The organism is Methanosphaera cuniculi, from assembly GCF_003149675.1.
Classification (GTDB): Archaea; Methanobacteriota; Methanobacteria; order Methanobacteriales; family Methanobacteriaceae; genus Methanosphaera; species Methanosphaera cuniculi.
Genome location: NZ_LWMS01000044.1, coordinates 75475 through 94577, shown reverse-complemented (window position 1 = coordinate 94577; position 19103 = coordinate 75475). Strand labels below are relative to the sequence as shown.

Sequence of the window (19103 nt, the reverse complement as noted above, 5' to 3'; positions counted from 1 at the left end):
TAGTTTTTCTTATAATACTAACCTCCACTCCTAACTATTTTTTTATAAAGTGATCCTAGTATTTATCTAAAAAATAAAACTAACTCCTTTTTTTTAATTATTATTTCATAAATACTTTAAAATTAGATTATATTATCAAAAAGAGGGGGAGGTGATTAAAAGAAGGGGGGGTATTTGTAAACACTTTTAGTTTGTCATGTTTACTGTTTCATGGTATAGTGCATCTTCTGGTGTGTCAGCTAGTGGTTCATCATAGAAGTATACTTCTGCTCTTGCTGGTGTTGTACTAGAACTATCTGTCATTGCTGTTCCTGATACTTTGATTGTTTCACCTTCTACTGGGTTGTTTATGTTCCATACCATTGAGTCTTTTCCTATTACTGCATTATCACTATCATAGAAGTTTACTTGCATTTCTAGATATGTGAAGTTTTCTTTAGGTACAAGATTACAAGTTACCTCGTACATAGAATATCCTTGAGATTTTATATTTAAGTCTGTTACATTTATTCTTTCATTATTTGAATCGCTTCCCATATCAAATAATCCTGCACTTACAGTTGATGTAAGAAGTATTGCTGCAAATAATGAAACAAGTAAAATTTTTTTAAATTTCATTTTTCATCTAAACTCCTTTATGTAATGTTTATTTTTTTATTGTTATTTGTATAATTTATTTATTTTAAAATTTAAACTTATCTGTATTGTTTTTTAAATAAGTCTTTTTTTAGACTACTTTTATGACTATTTTACTGACTTTTAACCTATTTCATAATATCCAAATTATTTTAAAATAACAATTTTTTTTATAATAGCTTTTAAATAGTATGAATAAAAAAAGATATGTTTAATAAAGATTTTCTTTTATTATTTCCCACATAATAACACATTATAAAAAAAATATTAGGAAATTATTAGAAATCTTTAAAGAAATCAAATAAATTAGGAGCAATGAAAAAAATGGCACATAAACATGATAAAATAATAGCAAATTACAAAAGTATAGGAGATCTTAGTAGTATATTATCAAATTCACGAGAAGATTACATATTAGATCATCTCAACATACACCTACACAAAGGACAACTTAAATTACTTGAAAAAATAAAAAAAGAACAAAAACCACACCATAAAGCAATTAGAATGAAAAAATACAAAGAACTTATGAACAACGATGAAGCAACACCAGAACACTTTGAATTACACCAGAAAATATTCATAAATAAAATCAAAAAACTAGAAAATAAAGGACTTATCAAAGCTGACTTTGAAGTAGACTTACTACCATATGAAGTAGAATTCACAGAAAAAGGAAAAGAAATACTAAATGAAATAGATGTATTAAAACAAAAATGGGAAGATGAAATATTCAAAGACTTTGAAGATAAAGATAAACTCCTAACATACCTACAACAAGTAGCACCAAAAGCAGCAAAAATAAGCTATGCACGCATTAAAAAACAAAAAGGAGTATACTAAAAAAAAATATTCTTCTCCTCACCACCTTCATTTTTTTACTAAAAAAAAATATTCACTAATTCTAAAAGTAAAAAAAAAATTAAAAAAAGAGGTTAAAATGAGGGTGGTTAGTATTTTTTTTATCAATCCATAGGTCTACTTGAACTACCTCCCCAAATAATTTCATATTCTTCTATTGTGTTATTTTCAACTATGAGATATGTATTATCAAATTGTGTGTATATTGTATCAGGTTTGTTGTATGTGAATGTATTGTTAGTTATTTTTCCTCTAGCATATTCATCATATATTGCTCCACCATTTGAATATACTTCATTGTTTGTAAATGTGTTATTTTCTATTATATTGTAGTCTGGTAGTTTTATTGTCATATTGTCTTTAGATTGTCCTTCAAGATAGATTGCTCCACCTTCTATTTGGGCAAAGTTATAGTTAAATTCTGAATTTTTAACACTTAGATATTGTGTGTTATAGATTGCTCCTCCATAGAGTGCATTGTTATTATTAAATGTTGAATTTGTTATTGTTATGTTTCCAAGATCTCCTATATAGATTGCTCCTGCATATCCACCATCTCCATATATGTCATATTCATATGGGTTTTGTGGGTCATCTTCTTCAAATGGGTTATCTTCATCTGTTTTAAGGTCTTGTTTTATTGTTGGTGTTAGATTTTCTACTACTTGATTATATTGATATAAAGAGTTTTGTACTTTTATTACACTTAGATTTTCTATGTATTCTACTGCTCCGTTTCGTGCTGTGTTATTTGTGTATGTTGTATTTATGATTGTGGTTTTTGTTGCTGCATAGTAGTTACATCCACCATTTATTGCAGTGTTTTGTGTGAAGGTTGTGTTTATGATTTCTACTGTTGCATATGGGAGGTTGATTGTTACTCCTCCTTTTTCTATTGCTGTGTTGTTTTTGCATGTTGAATTTGTTATTTTTAGGTATCCTTCATTATAAAGGCATCCTCCATCAGCTTCTGCATAGTTACCTGTGAAGTTTGTATCATTTAATATGAGTACTCCTTCATTTGCTATTGATCCTCCATAGAGTGCATTGTTGGATTTGAAGTTTGAGTGTGTTATTGTAGTTGTTCCTATGTTGTATATTGCTCCTGCATAGATGTCTTTGTTTTGTATGAAGTTTACATGTTTTATATTAAGTGTTCCTTCATTGTTTATTGCTCCTCCACCTAGGGATTTGAAGTCATAGTTATATCCTGTTGTGAAGTTTTGGATTGTTAGATTTTCAAGATTAAGTGTGTTTTTATCTTGTATTATTATGAATTTTGTATTATTACCTGTTAATGTGTGTCCATTTCCTTTAAGTGTTAATGTGTATGAATCTGTATCTCCCCATATGATTGGCTTGGTTATTTGCATATCATTGGTTATTGTTATTGTTGCGTTAATGTTTTTTGTGCTTTGTTTTATTGTTTCTATTGTATCATATAATTGTGTGTATGTTGATACACTATAGTTTCTATTTTCAGGTTTTACTACACTATAAAGTATTAGTATGTCGTTTTTGTCATTTGGGTATGTTATTTTTATGTTTGTATTTCCAAGTTTTGTGAATTTATGATTTATACTTACAAAGTTGTTTGTTTTCTTGGTTGTTGTTATTGTTTGTGAGCCTATTTTAAATGTTATCTTTGCTTTAGATGATAGTGTTAAATCTTTTATTGGTGAGAATATTATTGTTGTAGTTTGATTTTGTATTTCATGTTTGTTATCTAGGTAATATGTATTGTTGTTGTTTTGTTGTATTTTCTGGGTTGTGTATAGTTGAATGTTGTTATTGTAGTTTTCCTGGGTTATGTTATTGTTATTAAATTTTAGTGTTCCATAGTTGATTATGGTATCAGCATCATATAATGCATTGTTATTAACTAAGTTTGAGTAGTTTATTGTTAGATTTCCTTTATTATTGTATGTGTCTGCAGCTCTATCTGCTATGTTTTTGGTTGAATTTACATAGGTTATTGTTAGATTTGCCTGGTCATTGTAGTTACATCCACCATTATATTGTGCTATGTTTTCTGTAAATTCTGATTGTGTTATTATCATATTTCCATGGTTGTAGTTACATCCTCCACGTTTTGCAAAGTTTTTCATCATTGAGGTTGTATTTATTGTAAGATTTGCTCTTTTATTATTATAGTTAAATCCTGCATTGTTTATTGCTGTATTTTCTATGATTATTGAATTTTCTATTTTTATATTTTTGTTATTGTAATTTACTGCTCCATTTTCTATTGCCCTATTTTCTGTTATTATGGAGTTGTTTATGTATAAGTCTCCATTATTGTAGTTGATTGTTCCATTTTTTGCTGTGTTATATTTTAAATTTGAATTTATTATTGTTATGTTACTACCAGGTTGGTTGTAGTTTATTGCTCCATTGTTTGCTTGGTTATATTGTGCATCTATGTTTATGATTGTAACTTTTGTATTTTTTGTATTATAATTTATAGCTCCATCATTTCGTGCTTGGTTGTGTTCTGTAAAAGAATCTGTTATCATAACTATAGAGTTAGGATTGTTATAGTTTATTGCTCCATAGTTTGCTTGGTTATATTCAAATGTTGTTGCTATTATTGTTAGTGTTTGTCCATTTTCATTATAGTTACATCCACCATTTTTTGTTGCTGTGTTTTGTGTTATTGTGTTTTCATAGAGTGTCATGTTTCCATCGTTGTAGTTACATCCTCCACGTGTTGCATTATTAAAGTCCATTTTTGTCTGGTTTATCTGTATTTGTCCTTTGTTGTTGTAGTTACATCCACCATTATTTTGTGCTTCATTTAATTGTAGTGTTGAATCAACTATGATGAGTGTTGCTTTATCATTGTAGTTTACTCCACCATTTGTTGTTACTTTGTTGTTTTTAAATGTGGATTTAATAATTTTAAGTTCACGGAAGTTGTAATTTACACCACCTCTGGTTGCATTGTTATCATTAAGATCACATAATTCTATTGTGATATTTCCATAGTTTGCATTTACTCCACCATTTTTAGCTTGGTTTTGTGTGTGGTTTGTTTCAGTTATTGTTATTGTTGCATAGTTGTTGTTGTAGTTACATCCTCCATAGTTTCCTGCTTTATTAAAGTAGAATCTAGATTTTGTTATTGTTGTTGTGTTTTTATCATTATAGTTACATCCACCATTTATTGTTGCATGGTTGTTTTTAAATGTGGTGTTTTCTATGATGCTTTGACCCATGTTATATGTTATTGCTCCACGTTGGGCTTTGTTAAATGAAAAATATGAATTGTTTATAGTTATTTTTCCATTGTTGTTGTATATACATCCACCATTTGTTGCAATATTGTTTGAAAATGAGGAGTTTTCTATAACTATATTTCCATGATCATTATATATTACAGCTCCATTTTGTGCTGTGTTATTTAGAAATATTGAGTTTTTAATTTCAAGATTTCCTCTGTTGTATATTACAGATCCTCTGGTTGAATTTGCATAACGAATTTTAAAGTCATTTAGTTGTAGTGTGTTATTTTTATCAATTGTTATGAATTGTGTCTTATTTGCATCAAATAGAATGTTATTTGCATTAATTGTTAGTGTGCTGTTTATGTTAGTTAGGTTGATTGTTTTTGTTATGTTGTAGTTTCCTGGTTTTAGGTTGATTGTATTTGTTTTTTGTGGATTTTTCTTGATATCTTCTATTGCATAATATAGTTCATCATAGTTAACTGGATTATATGTTTTATTTGTATTGATATCTTCTTCTGGTTTTGTTGTGTTAGTCTCTGATGGTGTTTCTATTTGTGTGGTTGATTCTTCTTTCTTGTTGATTTTGTTTTCATTTTTTGTTGGTTTTTTTGACACTATCTTTTTTTCATTACTTTCTGGTTTTAAAGTAGTATCAGATGTATCATGTGTTGTTATTTCTGATATTTTTGTTGTATCATAGTTTATATTTGATGTATCATTAATATCTGTTGCACAAACAGCAGACATTGTGATAAATATTGAAAGTAATGTCATTAAAAATAGTATGCATATTTTTTTACTATTTTTCATTATAATCTTTCACATAAAAATTTTATTATTATACATTACTTTTAAAAAATAGATATAAAATATTTTTGCCACATTAAAAAATTTTAAAAAAAATAAGAAGATGAGGATTAAAGATTTATTCGAGCAAGATACTGCTGGTATTCTAATGTAAAATTAGATTCAAGTAGCTTTATTATACTTATCTTTGTATTTTCATCAGTTGTATTATTTAAAATGTTAATTAATTCATTAAATGCAACTGGATGTGTATGAGTTTTAAGTTCATTATATAATGCATCTATTAGTTTTGCTGTATTTTCATAGATAATACTTATACCATGTACATTTGTTGTATTTAGTGTTATTTTTGTAGTTTGTGTTATTAGTTTTTTAATATCTTCATTTTCAAGTTTTATATTTTTAGTTAGTATATCTTCAATTTTATAGTAGAATTTTATTAGATCTTCAAGATTATCATCTATATTGTGTCTGAAGATTATTCTTAGATTAAATAACATACTTTTCATGTAATGATTAAGATTATCAGATAGATATGAATTATTAACTGTGAGTATATCATCAATTTCTATAATTTCAAGTTTCTTTTTAAGTTTCATATTTTTACATACCACCTATCTTTATAAAAAAAAGGGGTTTTACTTTTATTTTTTATTAGGTTAAATGATTATTTATAGTAAATGATTAATTTTAAAGTTTCTCATAAAAAAAAATTAGTGTTGATGTTATAGTAGTTAAAAAAAAATAAAAAAAGTAGTTTAAGTGTATTAGAAATTGTTTATTTTAGTATTTCATCTACTCTTTGAACTTTTCCATTAAGTGTGTGATCATCATGATCTCGTCTATCATCTATTTTTATTACTGTATATACTCGTTTTATATCATCTTTAAATACTGCTTGTTGTGCTTTTGCGATTGTTTTATATAGTTCTTCATAGTTTTGAGCTTCAATTAGTGTTCCCATTGCTGTTAGTTGATATGTTAATCCTGAATCTTTAACAACTTGTACAGCACGTCTTACATATTCTTTAAGTTCTGTATCATCTATTCCAACTGGTAGTATTGCAAAGTCTGCTGTTATCATATTAATATTTCCTCCCCCATAAGTAGTGTTTTTATTTTATTTTGTATAGTTTTGCATTTTCTATTATTGTTTCTGCATTCATTTTATATAGTTCATCTATCAGGTATGTTCTAAATGAGGCTGATCCTTCATCTTTTTGTATCATTTTATCGCGAGCTTGATCTCCTGCTATTGTCATTGATAGTGTTGCTATTATTGCTGCATCTAGTGGATTTACTACAGCTGAATATGCTCCCATAATACATGTTAGCATACATCCTGTTCCTGTTATTTGTGACATTACTTCATTTCCATTATCTACTAAGTATATTTCATCCCCATTTGTGATGATGTCCATTACTCCTGATACTGCTATTGTTGTTTCTAATTCTTTTGCTATTTTTGCAACTAGATATGCGTTTTCTTCAACATTTTCATCACTTATTATATCATCTTCTGCTACATCTACACCTTTAGCTTTAGAGTCTGTTTGTGTTATGTTAAATAGTTGTCCTATTGCTTTTATTTCAGACATGTTTCCTCGTATTATATTAGGTGTTGCTAGTTTTATAAGATTCTGTGTTGTTTGATTTCTTAGTGATGTTACACCTACTGCTACAGGATCTAGTATTAGTGGTGTGTTTGTTTTTTTAGCTTCTACTGCTACCATTTGCATTGTTGTTAGATTTATTTGTAAGGGTGATCCCATATTTATAACTACTGCATTAGATATTTGTGTAAATTCTATTGCTTCTAGTTCTTCTGTTGACATTGCAGGTGATGCACCTAGTGCTAGTACTGCATTTGCACAGTCATTTACTGTTACATAATTTGTTATACAGTCTATTAGTGGGTTAGTTTTTCTTAATTTTTCTATTATTTGACTTGTTTGTTTTATTTTTTCAGTATCGTTTTGTTTCATATTTTTTTCCTTTATTTTTTTTATGTTTGATTTTTTCTAGTTTTTATAGAAAAAAGTAATTATCATTATTAATAATTATATATTTTATTTAATATAAATCCTTTTGTTAAAAAATTAACATTTATTTAATAAATTTTTCCATATTTTACATTAAAAAAGATAATTTTTACATAATTTCTAAAATAAAATTTTAAAAATAACAATTTTCATAATCAGAAATCCCGAAAATTATGAAATTATATATACTAAAAAAAAAGAAAGATAAATATAATTTAAGATTATAAATAAAATTTTTTCTTTTTTTACTAAGAAATTATAAAAAAGAAGATAAAAAATAATAATAAAAAAAATAAATATTTTGAGGTTTCTTTTTATGACAGATAGAATAAAAACACAACTAGAGGCAAATATTGTTGAATCTAACACAAAAAGATACACAGTCCAAGTAAAAGTAACCGAAAAAGGCACAAACAAACCAGTAAAAAAAGGAAAAGTAGTAATCACAACAAAAAAAGGACGATTAATTGGAAAATCTAAAGTAGAAGATGGAATTGCAGAAGTAACATCATCAATAACAAAAAAAGACTACAACCTAATTATAACATACGAAGAAAACCATAAATACACAGAATCAACAACAAAACTAAAATTTAAAAAACAATACATGTTCTACAAAACAAGTGCATACCTATGGGCATCAATAGCAATAGCAATAATAGTATTAATATATGTAACAATACTAAATACATACTTCCTATCAAGCATATCATCAGTAATTAATACAATAGCACAAAATAGCCTGTATCTAGAACCAACTACAACAATAATACTCTCATCAATATTTAAAACAAACATGAATGTAATTGGAGTAATAATAAACCTCCTAATATGGATACTAATAATATCCTTCATAATAGCAGGAGTATATGCACGTGATGTTAACCCTAAATATCATTCAATCATACGAAAAAATGTAACAAATCATGATTTATTTAAACACTTCATCCCAATTGTAATACTAATACTAATCTTCATAACAATAGTAGAAGTAGTACTTGCATATATAATCTAAATTTTAACTTTTAACCACCCATTCTTTTTTTAAAACTCATTTTTTTAAAAATTAATCATAGCCCAGTTTACTTTTTATTATAACATCCACCCCCTTTTTTTCATTCATAAAAAAAAAATAAAAGTATATAATTATTTTTAAACTAAATATTATAATGATGAAAAAATTGAATCAAATAAAATAAAAACAAGTGGTGGAATGATAAAATAGAATTCACAAAAAGACGAGAAATTCTACATGGACCTGTTTTAACATTAATACTAATACCATACAACTATTTTATTATAGGAGGAATATACACCCTTCTAAACTATCAGATATCAGACTATATTCTCATAGCTGTATCTATACTACTTGCATTATTACATCTTATACCAATGCAAATTGAAAGAAAAAAATCACATAAAATAACACGATTACTTGTAGAAATAAGTGGAATATGGCTATGGATGTCATTTATGTACCTGTTTTTAAACATAGCACTATTTATAACAGATCATATAACACCAATACCAAATTCAATTAAACTACCAGTACTACTATTAATTGTACCAATATGTGCAATCATAGGATATGCTAATGCACATAGAAACTACATACGATCATATGATTTATACTTAAAAAATAGATCAGATAAACAACCAGAAGATGTATGTATAATACATATATCTGACCTACATATAGGATCTTCAAGAACAGATACAACAATAAAACAAGTAGTAGAAAATATAAATAAAATAGCACAACAAAAACAAAAAGAAAACATAAAAACATTAACCATAATATCAGGAGATATATCAGATGGATCAGCACCAGTACTACCAGATAGCTATGATGAACTAAAAAAAGCCGAAATGCCTGTAATATTTACACCAGGAAATCATGATTACTACCAGGGAATAGAAAATGTAAAAAAAGCACTAGAAAATGCAAATGTAATAATACTAGATGATGAAAACATGATATATGATGATATGGGATTAAACATAATAGGATTATCATTTTCATTTGATGTAAATAATAATGAATATAAAATACCAATATCAGATTATCTAAATAATATTTTAATATATCATGTTCCTGAGTTATGGGATGAACTTTCAAAACAAAAAATAGATGTTGAACTATCAGGACATACACATGGTGGACAGTTTTATCCAATGAATTTCATTTCAGAGAAAATATTTAAATACAACAGAGGATTATTCCGAAATCATATAAAAGATGATGATAAAGGAGATTATAATTCATACCTATCTGTAAGTGAAGGAGTGGGAACCTTTGCAGCACCAATAAGACTAGGTACACACTCAGAAATTGTAGTTTTAAATATCAATAGAATATAGAATAAAAAAAAATATACTTTTAATCTCCCCTCCTTTTTTTTAATCCTTTTTTTTATAGGATATGTTAAGTTAATCTCACTTTTTTTGTATTTTTATTTTTTTAATTTCATATTTCATATTTTTATTTTTCCTAAATTCTACATTACCCCACAAGTACATTTTTATGATGTTATCATCTATTATATCTATATTTAATGGTGTATCACGTGTTTTATAGGTATTTTCGTAGTTTTTAATGATTTTATAGATATTTTCATAACCATCTTGTAGCATGTCATATAGGTCATCCCATCGTTTTAGTATTCTGTATTTCATTTTCATATCTTTATAGTGTAGTGAATAATCCATATTTTCAGGTGTTTTATCAAGGTTTTGTATATTTTTTATGAATGTATTTGATATTTGTTTATTTGTATGATTATTTTTTAAATTTAGCATGTGTGTTATGTTTTTTATTTTATCTTTTTGATATCCTATCAGATATATTGTGTTGTTTTGTTTATCATCTTGGGTTGCTATTAGATATACTGGTTTTTGTGGTATTGTCTTTTTTTCATCTTCATGTATTTTTGCTTGCATATATAAATGTACCTCTACATTAGGCATTCCATATTCCTTGGCTTCTACATCAGGTATTGTTATTTTTCGTCTTGTTTTTATTATATCTACTCCTCTGAAGTTCATTTCATCTGTTAGTGATGATAGGTTGTATTTGTCACTTAGATTTTTGTTTTTTGTATCTATGAAGAGATGTTCAAATATTAAACCATCATCTGAGTATATTGCTATTACATCAAGTACTTCATCTTCACATATTGTTGTAAATTTAAGTCCTTCTTCTATTTTACTTTTATATTTTTGTTTTAGTTGTGATGTAAGTATGTTTATTGCTTGTTGGTCACCTTTTTTTGATAGAAATTCTAGTAAGTTGTCGATTCTATTCCACATTTTAATTCACACCTTTATTTTTTTTATACCACATTCATTTTTTCTGATATTCTTATTTTTCCTTTATTTTTTGGGTGATTTTTTTAGGATGAGTTCTAGTTTTATATTTCTGAGTATATGTTTTTATTATTTTTTTTAAAAAAACAAAAAAATATAACATTGTTAAATTATATATTTATTAAATGATACAAATAATACAATAATAAAAATAAACAAAACTTTACTTAGAAAAATAAAAAAAAATATAGGAAAAGATAGAAATGGCAATAGAAAATATAGAAATACTAAAAAAACCAATAGCAAATGATATAACAGAAGCAATAGGAAATACACCACTTGTCAGACTAAATAAAATAGCTGAAGATGTAGATGCAGAAATACTAGTAAAAGTAGAATCATTCAACCCAGCAAGTAGCATAAAAGATCGAGTAGCAGTTGAAATGATTGAAAAAGCAGAAAAAGAAGGAAAAATAGATAAAGACACAACATTAATCGAACCAACAAGTGGAAACACAGGAATAGCACTAGCATATGCAGCAGCAGCAAAAGGATACAAACTAAAAATAGTACTACCAGAATCATTCTCAGAAGAAAGACGAAAACTAATAAAAATATTTGGAGCAGATCTAGTATTAACACCAGCATCAGAAGGAATACCAGGAGCAATAAAAAAAGCAGAACAACTAAATGAAGAAATAGAAAACTCACTCATACTACAACAATTCTCAAACCCAGCAAACCCAGAAATACATAAAATACTAACAGCAGAAGAAATACTAAAAGACACAGATGGAAATGTAGACATACTAATATCATCAGTAGGAACAGGAGGAACAGCAACAGGAATAGCAGAAAGAATCAAAGAAGTAAAACCAGACTTCAAAGTAATAGCAGTAGAAGCAGCAGGATCACCATTTATCACAAAAGGAGAATCAGGACCACATAAAATACAAGGAATAAGTCCAGGATTCATACCAGACACTCTAGATCTTGATTTAATAGATGAAACAATAGATGTAGAAGATGAAGATGCAGGAAAAACAACAATACAACTAGCACAAAAAGAAGGAATACTTGCAGGAATATCATCAGGAGCAGCAGTATATGCAGCATTAGAAGTAGCTAAAAGACCTGAAAATAAAGATAAAACAATAGTTGTAATACTACCAGATACAGGTGAAAGATACCTAAGTGTAGACTGGTTATCAGACTTATACTACTAAAAAAAAGAAAAAAAATATAAAAAATAATAATTCAACCTCTCCTCCCATAATTTTTTTCTATATAAAAAAAGAATAATTTCTTATTTTAAAAAAATAATACTTTTAATCAAAAAAAGGAAAAAAGAGTTTTAAAAAAAAGGATATTCCTAAAAAAAAGAAGAAAAAAAAATATAAGATAAAACTTCTTATGTTAATATCTATATTCTTTTTATAGTGTTTGTAATGCTTCTTGTTTTTGTGTGTTTGTTTGTTTTTCAATAATTGTTTCAATCATTGTATCTATTGTTGCATTAACATCAATATTTTCAATTACACATACATCATGATTTTTAGCTTCACCAATAATATAATCATGAGTTTTACGAATATCATTAAAGTGCTTTAAGTAACGTTTAAGAGGACGTCTAGCCCAAAGTTGTCGACAACGTGAATAAAATCTACTTTTATGTATTTCTTCATCAGATAATGATAATACAAACATATGAACATTATTACGTTTAAGTAATTCCTCATCAATAAAACCTGGAACTATATGTACTCCTTCAATAACAATACTTATTCCCTCTTTAATTGCACGTTCAATAACTCCAGTTAATCCTACACTCACAGTATTTACATGATCCTTAAATCCTAAGAGCGTCTTATCAAACTCTGGTGGTGCAGGAGTACTAAGTGACTCAGCTGCAGTATAGCTTGATTCAAATAATGTTGGACATAATTCTTTAGAAACAATCTTACGCATAACCTCACGAATCATATCTGTACTTAACATATTTTTAATACCAAGCTTATTTGCAAGTTCAAATGAAATACTTGATGTACCAATACCAGAAGCACCTCCTATTAGAATAATAAGAGGATCCTCTGATCGTCTAATTTCTTTCCACTTATAATATTTTTTAGCTAGTTTTGGATCCTCTTCATTAAGTCTATCTGTAACATGTTCAATAAGATCCTCTATTTTAACAACTTCAATATTATTATCAACATAATATTTTTCAATTTCAACTGCTATTTCATAAGATTTTGCAGGATCAATCTCAGAACGTATGAGAGACTTTGATAAAATACCCTTAGAAAAAGGTTCACGATAAGTTTTATCTCCAATTTTACCTTCAACTAATACCATTTTTTTAATTCACCACCTTAAAGTTTTTATTTTTTTCCAATTATTTTAATTTCACTTCTATATATTGTATATTATATTTTTTATATCAAATATAAGTATTTATAAAATAAAACATGAAAAAAATAAGTTTAACATATAAAATAAATGTAAATAGACATTAAATTAAAGATACATCTTATCTAAAGTTTTAAATACTACATTTAACACACCTTAAAAATAATATCCATTTAAAAAAAATTATTAATGACTTAGGAGTTTTAAAAATGATTAATAAAAAAAAGATCTCCTTATTGTTTTTATCAATAATGACACTACTAATGTTTAGCTCATGTATAAGTGCTGAGTTTATTGATCAAGCAGAAGTAAAACCAGTAAATGTAACATTATCATATGAAGATGGAACAGCAACACAATATGAAGGAGACAGAGGACTTAAAAATTTAACATTTACAGATGAACTAACAGGAAAACACTACAGTATATATACAAAAGATATGATTAGAACACTTGCATATTTAACCAAAAGAACATTTAAATTTAATGATTCAATACGAGTAAACTATGGATCATATGATAATGAAACATATTATGTAACAAAATTATATTATAAAGATGGAACATATATGAGTGAATTATCAGCATCTAGAAGTGACCTATCAGCAGAAGAAAAATCATACTTTGATAACTATGAAGATGAAAGAGAAGAATACCTAGCAAAACTAAGTGGTGAAGATTCAAGCCCAACATACACAACACATTCAGACCATAAAAAATCAGGAATAGTAGTAGGAACACGTGGAATAGGATACTACAGATCATTATAAAAAAAACATGGGAAAAAATAACTATTCACCCCCCCCCTTTTTTTTAATACTTTTTTTATATAATGAACATATAATTTTTCTAGAATTATTTTATAGTATAATGACCTATAATTTACTGAAAAGTATATAAGTAAAGACTTTACAACTAATTAATAGAAAACAAATAAGTAGGAGGTATCTTTCATGGAAGTGCAAAAATATAAATGTACTCTTTGTGGATGGATATATGACCCAGAAGAGCACGATGGAATTCTCTTTGAAGACTTACCAAAAGAATGGACATGTCCACTATGTGGAGCAGGTAAAGAATTATTTGTTCCTGTAGGAAAAGACTAAAAACTAAAAAATATAGGTGTAAAAAAGGATAAAATTAAACCTCTTTCATACCTATTTTTATTTTAAATATTAAAAAAAAAGAATTTTATTTTTCCATAAAAAAAAATAAAATTAAATACTAATTCTTCTAATTTTTAACTAATTTTTAACTATTTTATTTTTAATATAAAACAATAAAATTAAGCCTATTTTTTTTTATTTCATTAAAATTATCCTATTACAAAAAAAAGAGTATAGCTATGAAAAAGAGTTATAATTTAATAAAATACTATTGTTTTAAAAAAAAAGTTCTTCTTTAAAGAAGATTATGATACATAGTTAAAAAAAAGTAATTAAAAAAGAACAAAATCTAAAAAAAATAGATATTTATTTTCTTTTAATAATTTTCTCATATTTAATTACCTTTCTTCTAATTTTAAATTTTTAGTCTAAATACAAGATTTAAACTTTCTATATGAATTATATTTTTCACTCTTATAAGAGTTTATATAAAAATTTAGAAAGCTTTTCTTATAATACTTCTAAAACTCATCATTACCTATAAGTACAATAAATTGATTTGGTTTGCATTCTATTCCACTACCTGAGTAGTTTGAATTTTCTAGTGCATAAGCATTATAATTTTGATTATAATATCTTGCTGTAACTGTATAAGTTTGTAGTGTGTTTGTTGCATCTTTTATATCAACATGATATGAATATGATGCTTTATTATCTTCCACAGCTACTTTTATTGGTTTTTGATCTGCATCTTTTAATGTTCTTCCATTTACAAAGAAGAGTACATATCCATCATTTATTGCTGTTGTATTTTGAGATTGTAGTGTTTTATCATTTACTTTTACTGTAAATGTTATGATCTCATGATTATTAACAATATCTTCTGATGATAATGTTAAAGTTGCATTTCTTTTTGCTACAGTTACATTTTGTTTTTCAGATTTTAATTTATTGTAGAGTTTATTACCACTGTAGGTTACTTCAATGGTTTTTGCTCCACGTATATCTGATGTTGGTATAAATGTTACTTGTGCAATTCCATTTACCACATTTATTTTATAAGCTGCACCATTACCTGTGAAACCAAAGTTATCTTTCATTGTTACTCCATTTAATTTAAATACAAGATTTCCACCTGTTACTAGGTTTCTTTCTTCATTTTTAACTATTGCTTGGAGTGTTACTTTTTCACCAACAACAATGTTTACAGGTTTAATTATAATTATTACATCTTGTTTTTCATTGTTGCTAATTTTTCTAATAACATTTAATTTACTTTCAGTTTCTGATAAGTTATATACTTCATCACCTTCAAATTCCACATGTACTGGTAGTTCTCCAGCCATGGTTGTTGTGTACATGATGTTATATATTCCATTCTCATTTGTAATTGCTTTAAATTCTTCTCCAGAAATTGTTATTTTCACTGTTTTATATGCAATTGCTTTATCTTCAATGTCTTTTAAAACTCCACTTATTGGGACTGTTGAGTTTATAAAAGTTTCATTAGGTATTATTACTGTTATTTGTGTCTCTTTACCCCATTTTATTGTCCTGTTTGTTTCTTCATCATCTTCAAGATGGTCAATTGTGAATGAATTGTTTCCATTTTCACTCCATTTTATTGTTCTATTTGTTTCTTCATCATCTTCAAGGTGACCTAGAATAGTAGGATCTTGAGTATTTTGTGTTGTATTTTGAGAATTAGAATTAGTTTGTGTTATAATGTTATCTTGATATTGACTATTTTGTTTTTTCTTTGTTTCAAGATTTTGAGTTTCATATTGTAAGTTTTCTACATTTGTATTATCATTTGTACTTATGCTATTATCTGATACTGCTGATGCAGTAATATTTGTATTATCAGCTGCACTTACAGTACTTGATAATATGAATATAGTGGATAATACGAATAATAGAAATATTTTCTGTTTCATTTTTTCCACCATACATTTTATATCTATTTTATATTTTAATATATAATTAACTAAATTAATGGACTAATTAGCTAGATATTTTAGAATAATACATTATTTATCTATTTTTTTCATTTGTATTATCATATTATAATTTTTTCTAGTTTTTACCCATTATTCTGCGTTTTTAATTTAATTAATTTTTTTAAATTTAGTTAATTTCCATAGTTAAATCTTCTTTTTATAATTATTTTTTTTTTTGAGATAGTTATTTTCATAAAGTATTTTTAAATTTTCAATTATTCTAAAAAAAAAGATAATAAATAATTGTATAAAACTATAATTATAATTACTTAGAAATTTAAGCATAACTAAATTATAATGATTATTTTAGAAAAAAGTAAAATAAAATAAAAATTTCTTTAAGTACCCATTAAAAAAAAATAAATAAAAAAAAGGAAGTAGTATATTTGTGATTAATGTAACAACATTTCTAGATGCAAATGCATGTAGATTAAATAAACCAGTATATTATTCAGTAGATAGAGGTATAAAATATACATCAAGTGAAGTACTAGGGATAGTATCAGAAATTTCAAGACGATTAGTAGAATATGATATAAAAAAAGGAGATCGTGTATTAATATATCTTGAAAATATACCTGAATACTTATTTTCCATACTAGCATTATGGCGTATAGGAGCAGTAGTAGTACCAACAAATAGAATATATACAACAAATGAAATTAAATACTATATTGAAGATTCAAAAGCTAAACTTATAATTACAGATAAACCATTACATGATATAGATATAAGACAATTCATAATACCTATAATGGATGAATATAAAAACTCAGAAGTATTTGAAGCTGTAAATACAACATGGGATGATTTATGTCAACTTCAATATACAAGTGGTACAACAGGAAAACCAAAAGGTGCAATGTTAACTCAGGGAAACTGGTTTAGTGCAATACAAAATGAATGTGACGTACTAAAAATGGATCATAGCAATGTATTATTTTGCATATATCCAATGGCACATGTAGGTATATCATGGGCAATATCATCACTTCGTGCAGGTGCACTTACAATTACAAAAAACAACTACACATTTGATGAATATCTAGACATAATATATGATAATCAAGTGACAAATGCAACAGGAATGCCACCTGTAATACATTCAATACTATCATATCCTAAAAAAGTTGCAAACAAACTATACTCAGTAAAATCAATGATATCAGGAGGAGGACCACTACATAAGGACTTATGGCGTAAATTCTATAAAAAATATGGAATAGCAGTACTAAATGCATATGGATCATCAGAAACAATAGTAGTAGGAACTGGAACAATGATAAGACCAGAAGATTATGCATTTGCAGATCGATTTGAAAGTGTAGGACATCCTGTATGTTTTAGTGAAGTTAAAATAGTAGATCCACAAAATCCAAATGTAAGCTTACCACACAATGAAAATGGGGAAGTAGCACTTAGAGGTCCATCAATAGCACAAGGATACTGGATGAGACCAGAACAAACACAAGAAACATTCACAGAAAATGGATGGTTTCTAACAGGAGATATAGGATACTTAGATGAGGATAATCGTCTTTTTATAACAGATCGTAAAAAAGATATGATAATCATGTCAGGATGGAAAATTTATCCAACAGAAGTTGAAGAAGAATTAATAAAAAGTGACCTTGTAAGTGAAATAGCAGTATTTAGCCTACCTCACGAACACAGAGGAGAAATACCAGTAGCAGCAGTAGTATGGGAAGATGAAAAAGATGAAGATGCACTACTAGATTATGCACGAGAAAAACTAGCACGATATAAAATACCACGAAAAATCTTCACAACAGAAGAACTACCACGTGTAAATGGGTGGAAACTACTACGAAATAAACTTAAAGAAGAATATATAAATAAAGAATAAATACAAAAATAATATAAAACTCTAAAAAAATGAAACTATAAATAATACAAAAAAATGGGAGAAAACAAATGTCTAATATGCATGGAAAACAAATAAGTGAAAATGTGGAAGAATACTTAGAAACCATATATAAAAAGAGCTTAAAAAATAACATGGCAAAAACTACGGAAATATCAAAAGATCTTAAAATAGCACCAAGTAGTGTAACACAAATGCTAAAAAAACTAGAAGAAGATGGTTATGTAACATATTATCAGTATAAAGGAGTAGAATTAACAGATAAGGGATATAAAATAGCAAAAGAAATAGTACGAAAACACAGACTAATTGAAATGTTTTTATATGAAACACTAAAACTTGACATGGAAGACATACACGATCAAGCATGTGCAATGGAACATTCCCTATCTGATGAAGCAGAACGAAAACTATGTCAACTACTTGAATATCCAAATCAATGCCCTGATGATCATAATATAATACCAATATGTGATTTAAACATACCATCATGTTATGAATGCTCAAAAGTACATAGTATTGATGAAATACCAAAAAGAATAGAAAAACTAACATCACTAGGAAACATGCAACCAAACCAAAAAGGACGTATAAAATTTATCCGTGGAAATAATGATCGTATTAAAAAACTACTTGATATGGGAATAACACTTGAAACTGAAATAACACTACTTCAAACTGCACCTCTAAATCAGCCACTTAAAGTGTTAATTGAAAATAAGCAAATAGAACTTGAAAAAGATCTATCATATGATATATTTGTTGAAATAGAATAAAAATTAGAAAAAAGAATTTATTATTAATTTAAATTATAAATTCTC

The 19103-nt window shown here is 26.7% G+C and carries 16 protein-coding genes; 8 read left to right on the top strand and 8 right to left on the bottom strand.

Annotated features, from left to right (window positions below; translation table 11 throughout):
• Positions 1-186: 186 nt before the first annotated feature.
• Complete coding sequence (locus tag MSCUN_RS06695; protein ID WP_095609256.1) at positions 187-618, bottom strand: hypothetical protein; 432 nt, start codon at positions 616-618, stop codon at positions 187-189.
• Between the two features lie 342 nt (positions 619-960).
• Between MSCUN_RS06695 and MSCUN_RS06690 the strand changes: the two genes are divergently transcribed.
• On the top strand, positions 961-1479 hold the full coding sequence (locus MSCUN_RS06690) for a helix-turn-helix domain-containing protein (RefSeq protein WP_095609255.1): 519 nt from the start codon (positions 961-963) through the stop codon (positions 1477-1479).
• A 122-nt stretch (positions 1480-1601) separates the two neighbouring features.
• On the opposite strand, the gene MSCUN_RS06685 is transcribed toward MSCUN_RS06690, so the two are convergent.
• From MSCUN_RS06685 to thiM, 4 genes are all read right to left on the bottom strand, one after another.
• Positions 1602-5537: a right-handed parallel beta-helix repeat-containing protein gene (locus MSCUN_RS06685; RefSeq protein ID WP_095609254.1), complete on the bottom strand. Its 3936-nt coding sequence runs from the start codon at positions 5535-5537 to the stop codon at positions 1602-1604.
• Positions 5538-5644: 107 nt separating this feature from the next.
• Positions 5645-6133, bottom strand: coding sequence for a hypothetical protein (locus MSCUN_RS06680; protein ID WP_095609253.1), 489 nt, complete (start codon positions 6131-6133; stop codon positions 5645-5647).
• 179 nt (positions 6134-6312) lie between these two features.
• A complete protein-coding gene (locus MSCUN_RS06675; protein WP_095609252.1) occupies positions 6313-6618 on the bottom strand; it encodes an MTH1187 family thiamine-binding protein in 306 nt (101 codons plus the stop codon).
• Positions 6619-6649: 31 nt separating this feature from the next.
• Positions 6650-7519 carry a hydroxyethylthiazole kinase gene (gene thiM / locus MSCUN_RS06670; protein WP_095609251.1) on the bottom strand — a complete coding sequence of 290 codons (870 nt, stop codon included), beginning with the start codon at positions 7517-7519 and terminating at the stop codon, positions 6650-6652.
• 373 nt (positions 7520-7892) lie between these two features.
• Here thiM and MSCUN_RS06665 point away from each other — a divergent pair, with 373 nt between their 5' ends.
• A complete protein-coding gene (locus tag MSCUN_RS06665; RefSeq protein ID WP_095609250.1) occupies positions 7893-8591 on the top strand; it encodes a hypothetical protein in 699 nt (232 codons plus the stop codon).
• Between the two features lie 377 nt (positions 8592-8968).
• A complete protein-coding gene (locus MSCUN_RS06660; RefSeq protein WP_095609249.1) occupies positions 8969-9937 on the top strand; it encodes a metallophosphoesterase in 969 nt (322 codons plus the stop codon).
• Between the two features lie 75 nt (positions 9938-10012).
• On the opposite strand, the gene MSCUN_RS06655 is transcribed toward MSCUN_RS06660, so the two are convergent.
• A complete protein-coding gene (locus tag MSCUN_RS06655) occupies positions 10013-10885 on the bottom strand; it encodes a hypothetical protein (RefSeq protein WP_095609248.1) in 873 nt (290 codons plus the stop codon).
• A 260-nt stretch (positions 10886-11145) separates the two neighbouring features.
• Between MSCUN_RS06655 and cysK the strand changes: the two genes are divergently transcribed.
• Positions 11146-12108, top strand: coding sequence for a cysteine synthase A (gene cysK / locus MSCUN_RS06650; protein WP_095609247.1), 963 nt, complete (start codon positions 11146-11148; stop codon positions 12106-12108).
• A 208-nt stretch (positions 12109-12316) separates the two neighbouring features.
• Here the strand turns inward: cysK and MSCUN_RS06645 are convergent, their stop codons facing one another.
• A complete protein-coding gene (locus MSCUN_RS06645) occupies positions 12317-13237 on the bottom strand; it encodes a 2-phosphoglycerate kinase (protein ID WP_095608055.1) in 921 nt (306 codons plus the stop codon).
• A 263-nt stretch (positions 13238-13500) separates the two neighbouring features.
• On the opposite strand from MSCUN_RS06645, the gene MSCUN_RS06640 reads away from it, so the two are divergent.
• Complete coding sequence (locus MSCUN_RS06640) at positions 13501-14061, top strand: hypothetical protein (RefSeq protein ID WP_143744844.1); 561 nt, start codon at positions 13501-13503, stop codon at positions 14059-14061.
• A 183-nt stretch (positions 14062-14244) separates the two neighbouring features.
• Positions 14245-14397 (top strand): rubredoxin, encoded by a 153-nt coding sequence (locus tag MSCUN_RS06635; RefSeq protein ID WP_304125847.1) that lies wholly within the window; start codon positions 14245-14247, stop codon positions 14395-14397.
• Positions 14398-14918: 521 nt separating this feature from the next.
• Here the strand turns inward: MSCUN_RS06635 and MSCUN_RS06630 are convergent.
• On the bottom strand, positions 14919-16334 hold the full coding sequence (locus MSCUN_RS06630; protein WP_095608053.1) for an Ig-like domain-containing protein: 1416 nt from the start codon (positions 16332-16334) through the stop codon (positions 14919-14921).
• A 451-nt stretch (positions 16335-16785) separates the two neighbouring features.
• Between MSCUN_RS06630 and MSCUN_RS06625 the strand changes: the two genes are divergently transcribed.
• Together MSCUN_RS06625 and MSCUN_RS06620 are read left to right on the top strand one after the other, a co-directional pair.
• Positions 16786-18264: a class I adenylate-forming enzyme family protein gene (locus tag MSCUN_RS06625; protein ID WP_095608052.1), complete on the top strand. Its 1479-nt coding sequence runs from the start codon at positions 16786-16788 to the stop codon at positions 18262-18264.
• Positions 18265-18332: 68 nt separating this feature from the next.
• A complete protein-coding gene (locus MSCUN_RS06620) occupies positions 18333-19058 on the top strand; it encodes a metal-dependent transcriptional regulator (RefSeq protein ID WP_095608051.1) in 726 nt (241 codons plus the stop codon).
• The last annotated feature ends 45 nt before the right edge of the window (positions 19059-19103 follow it).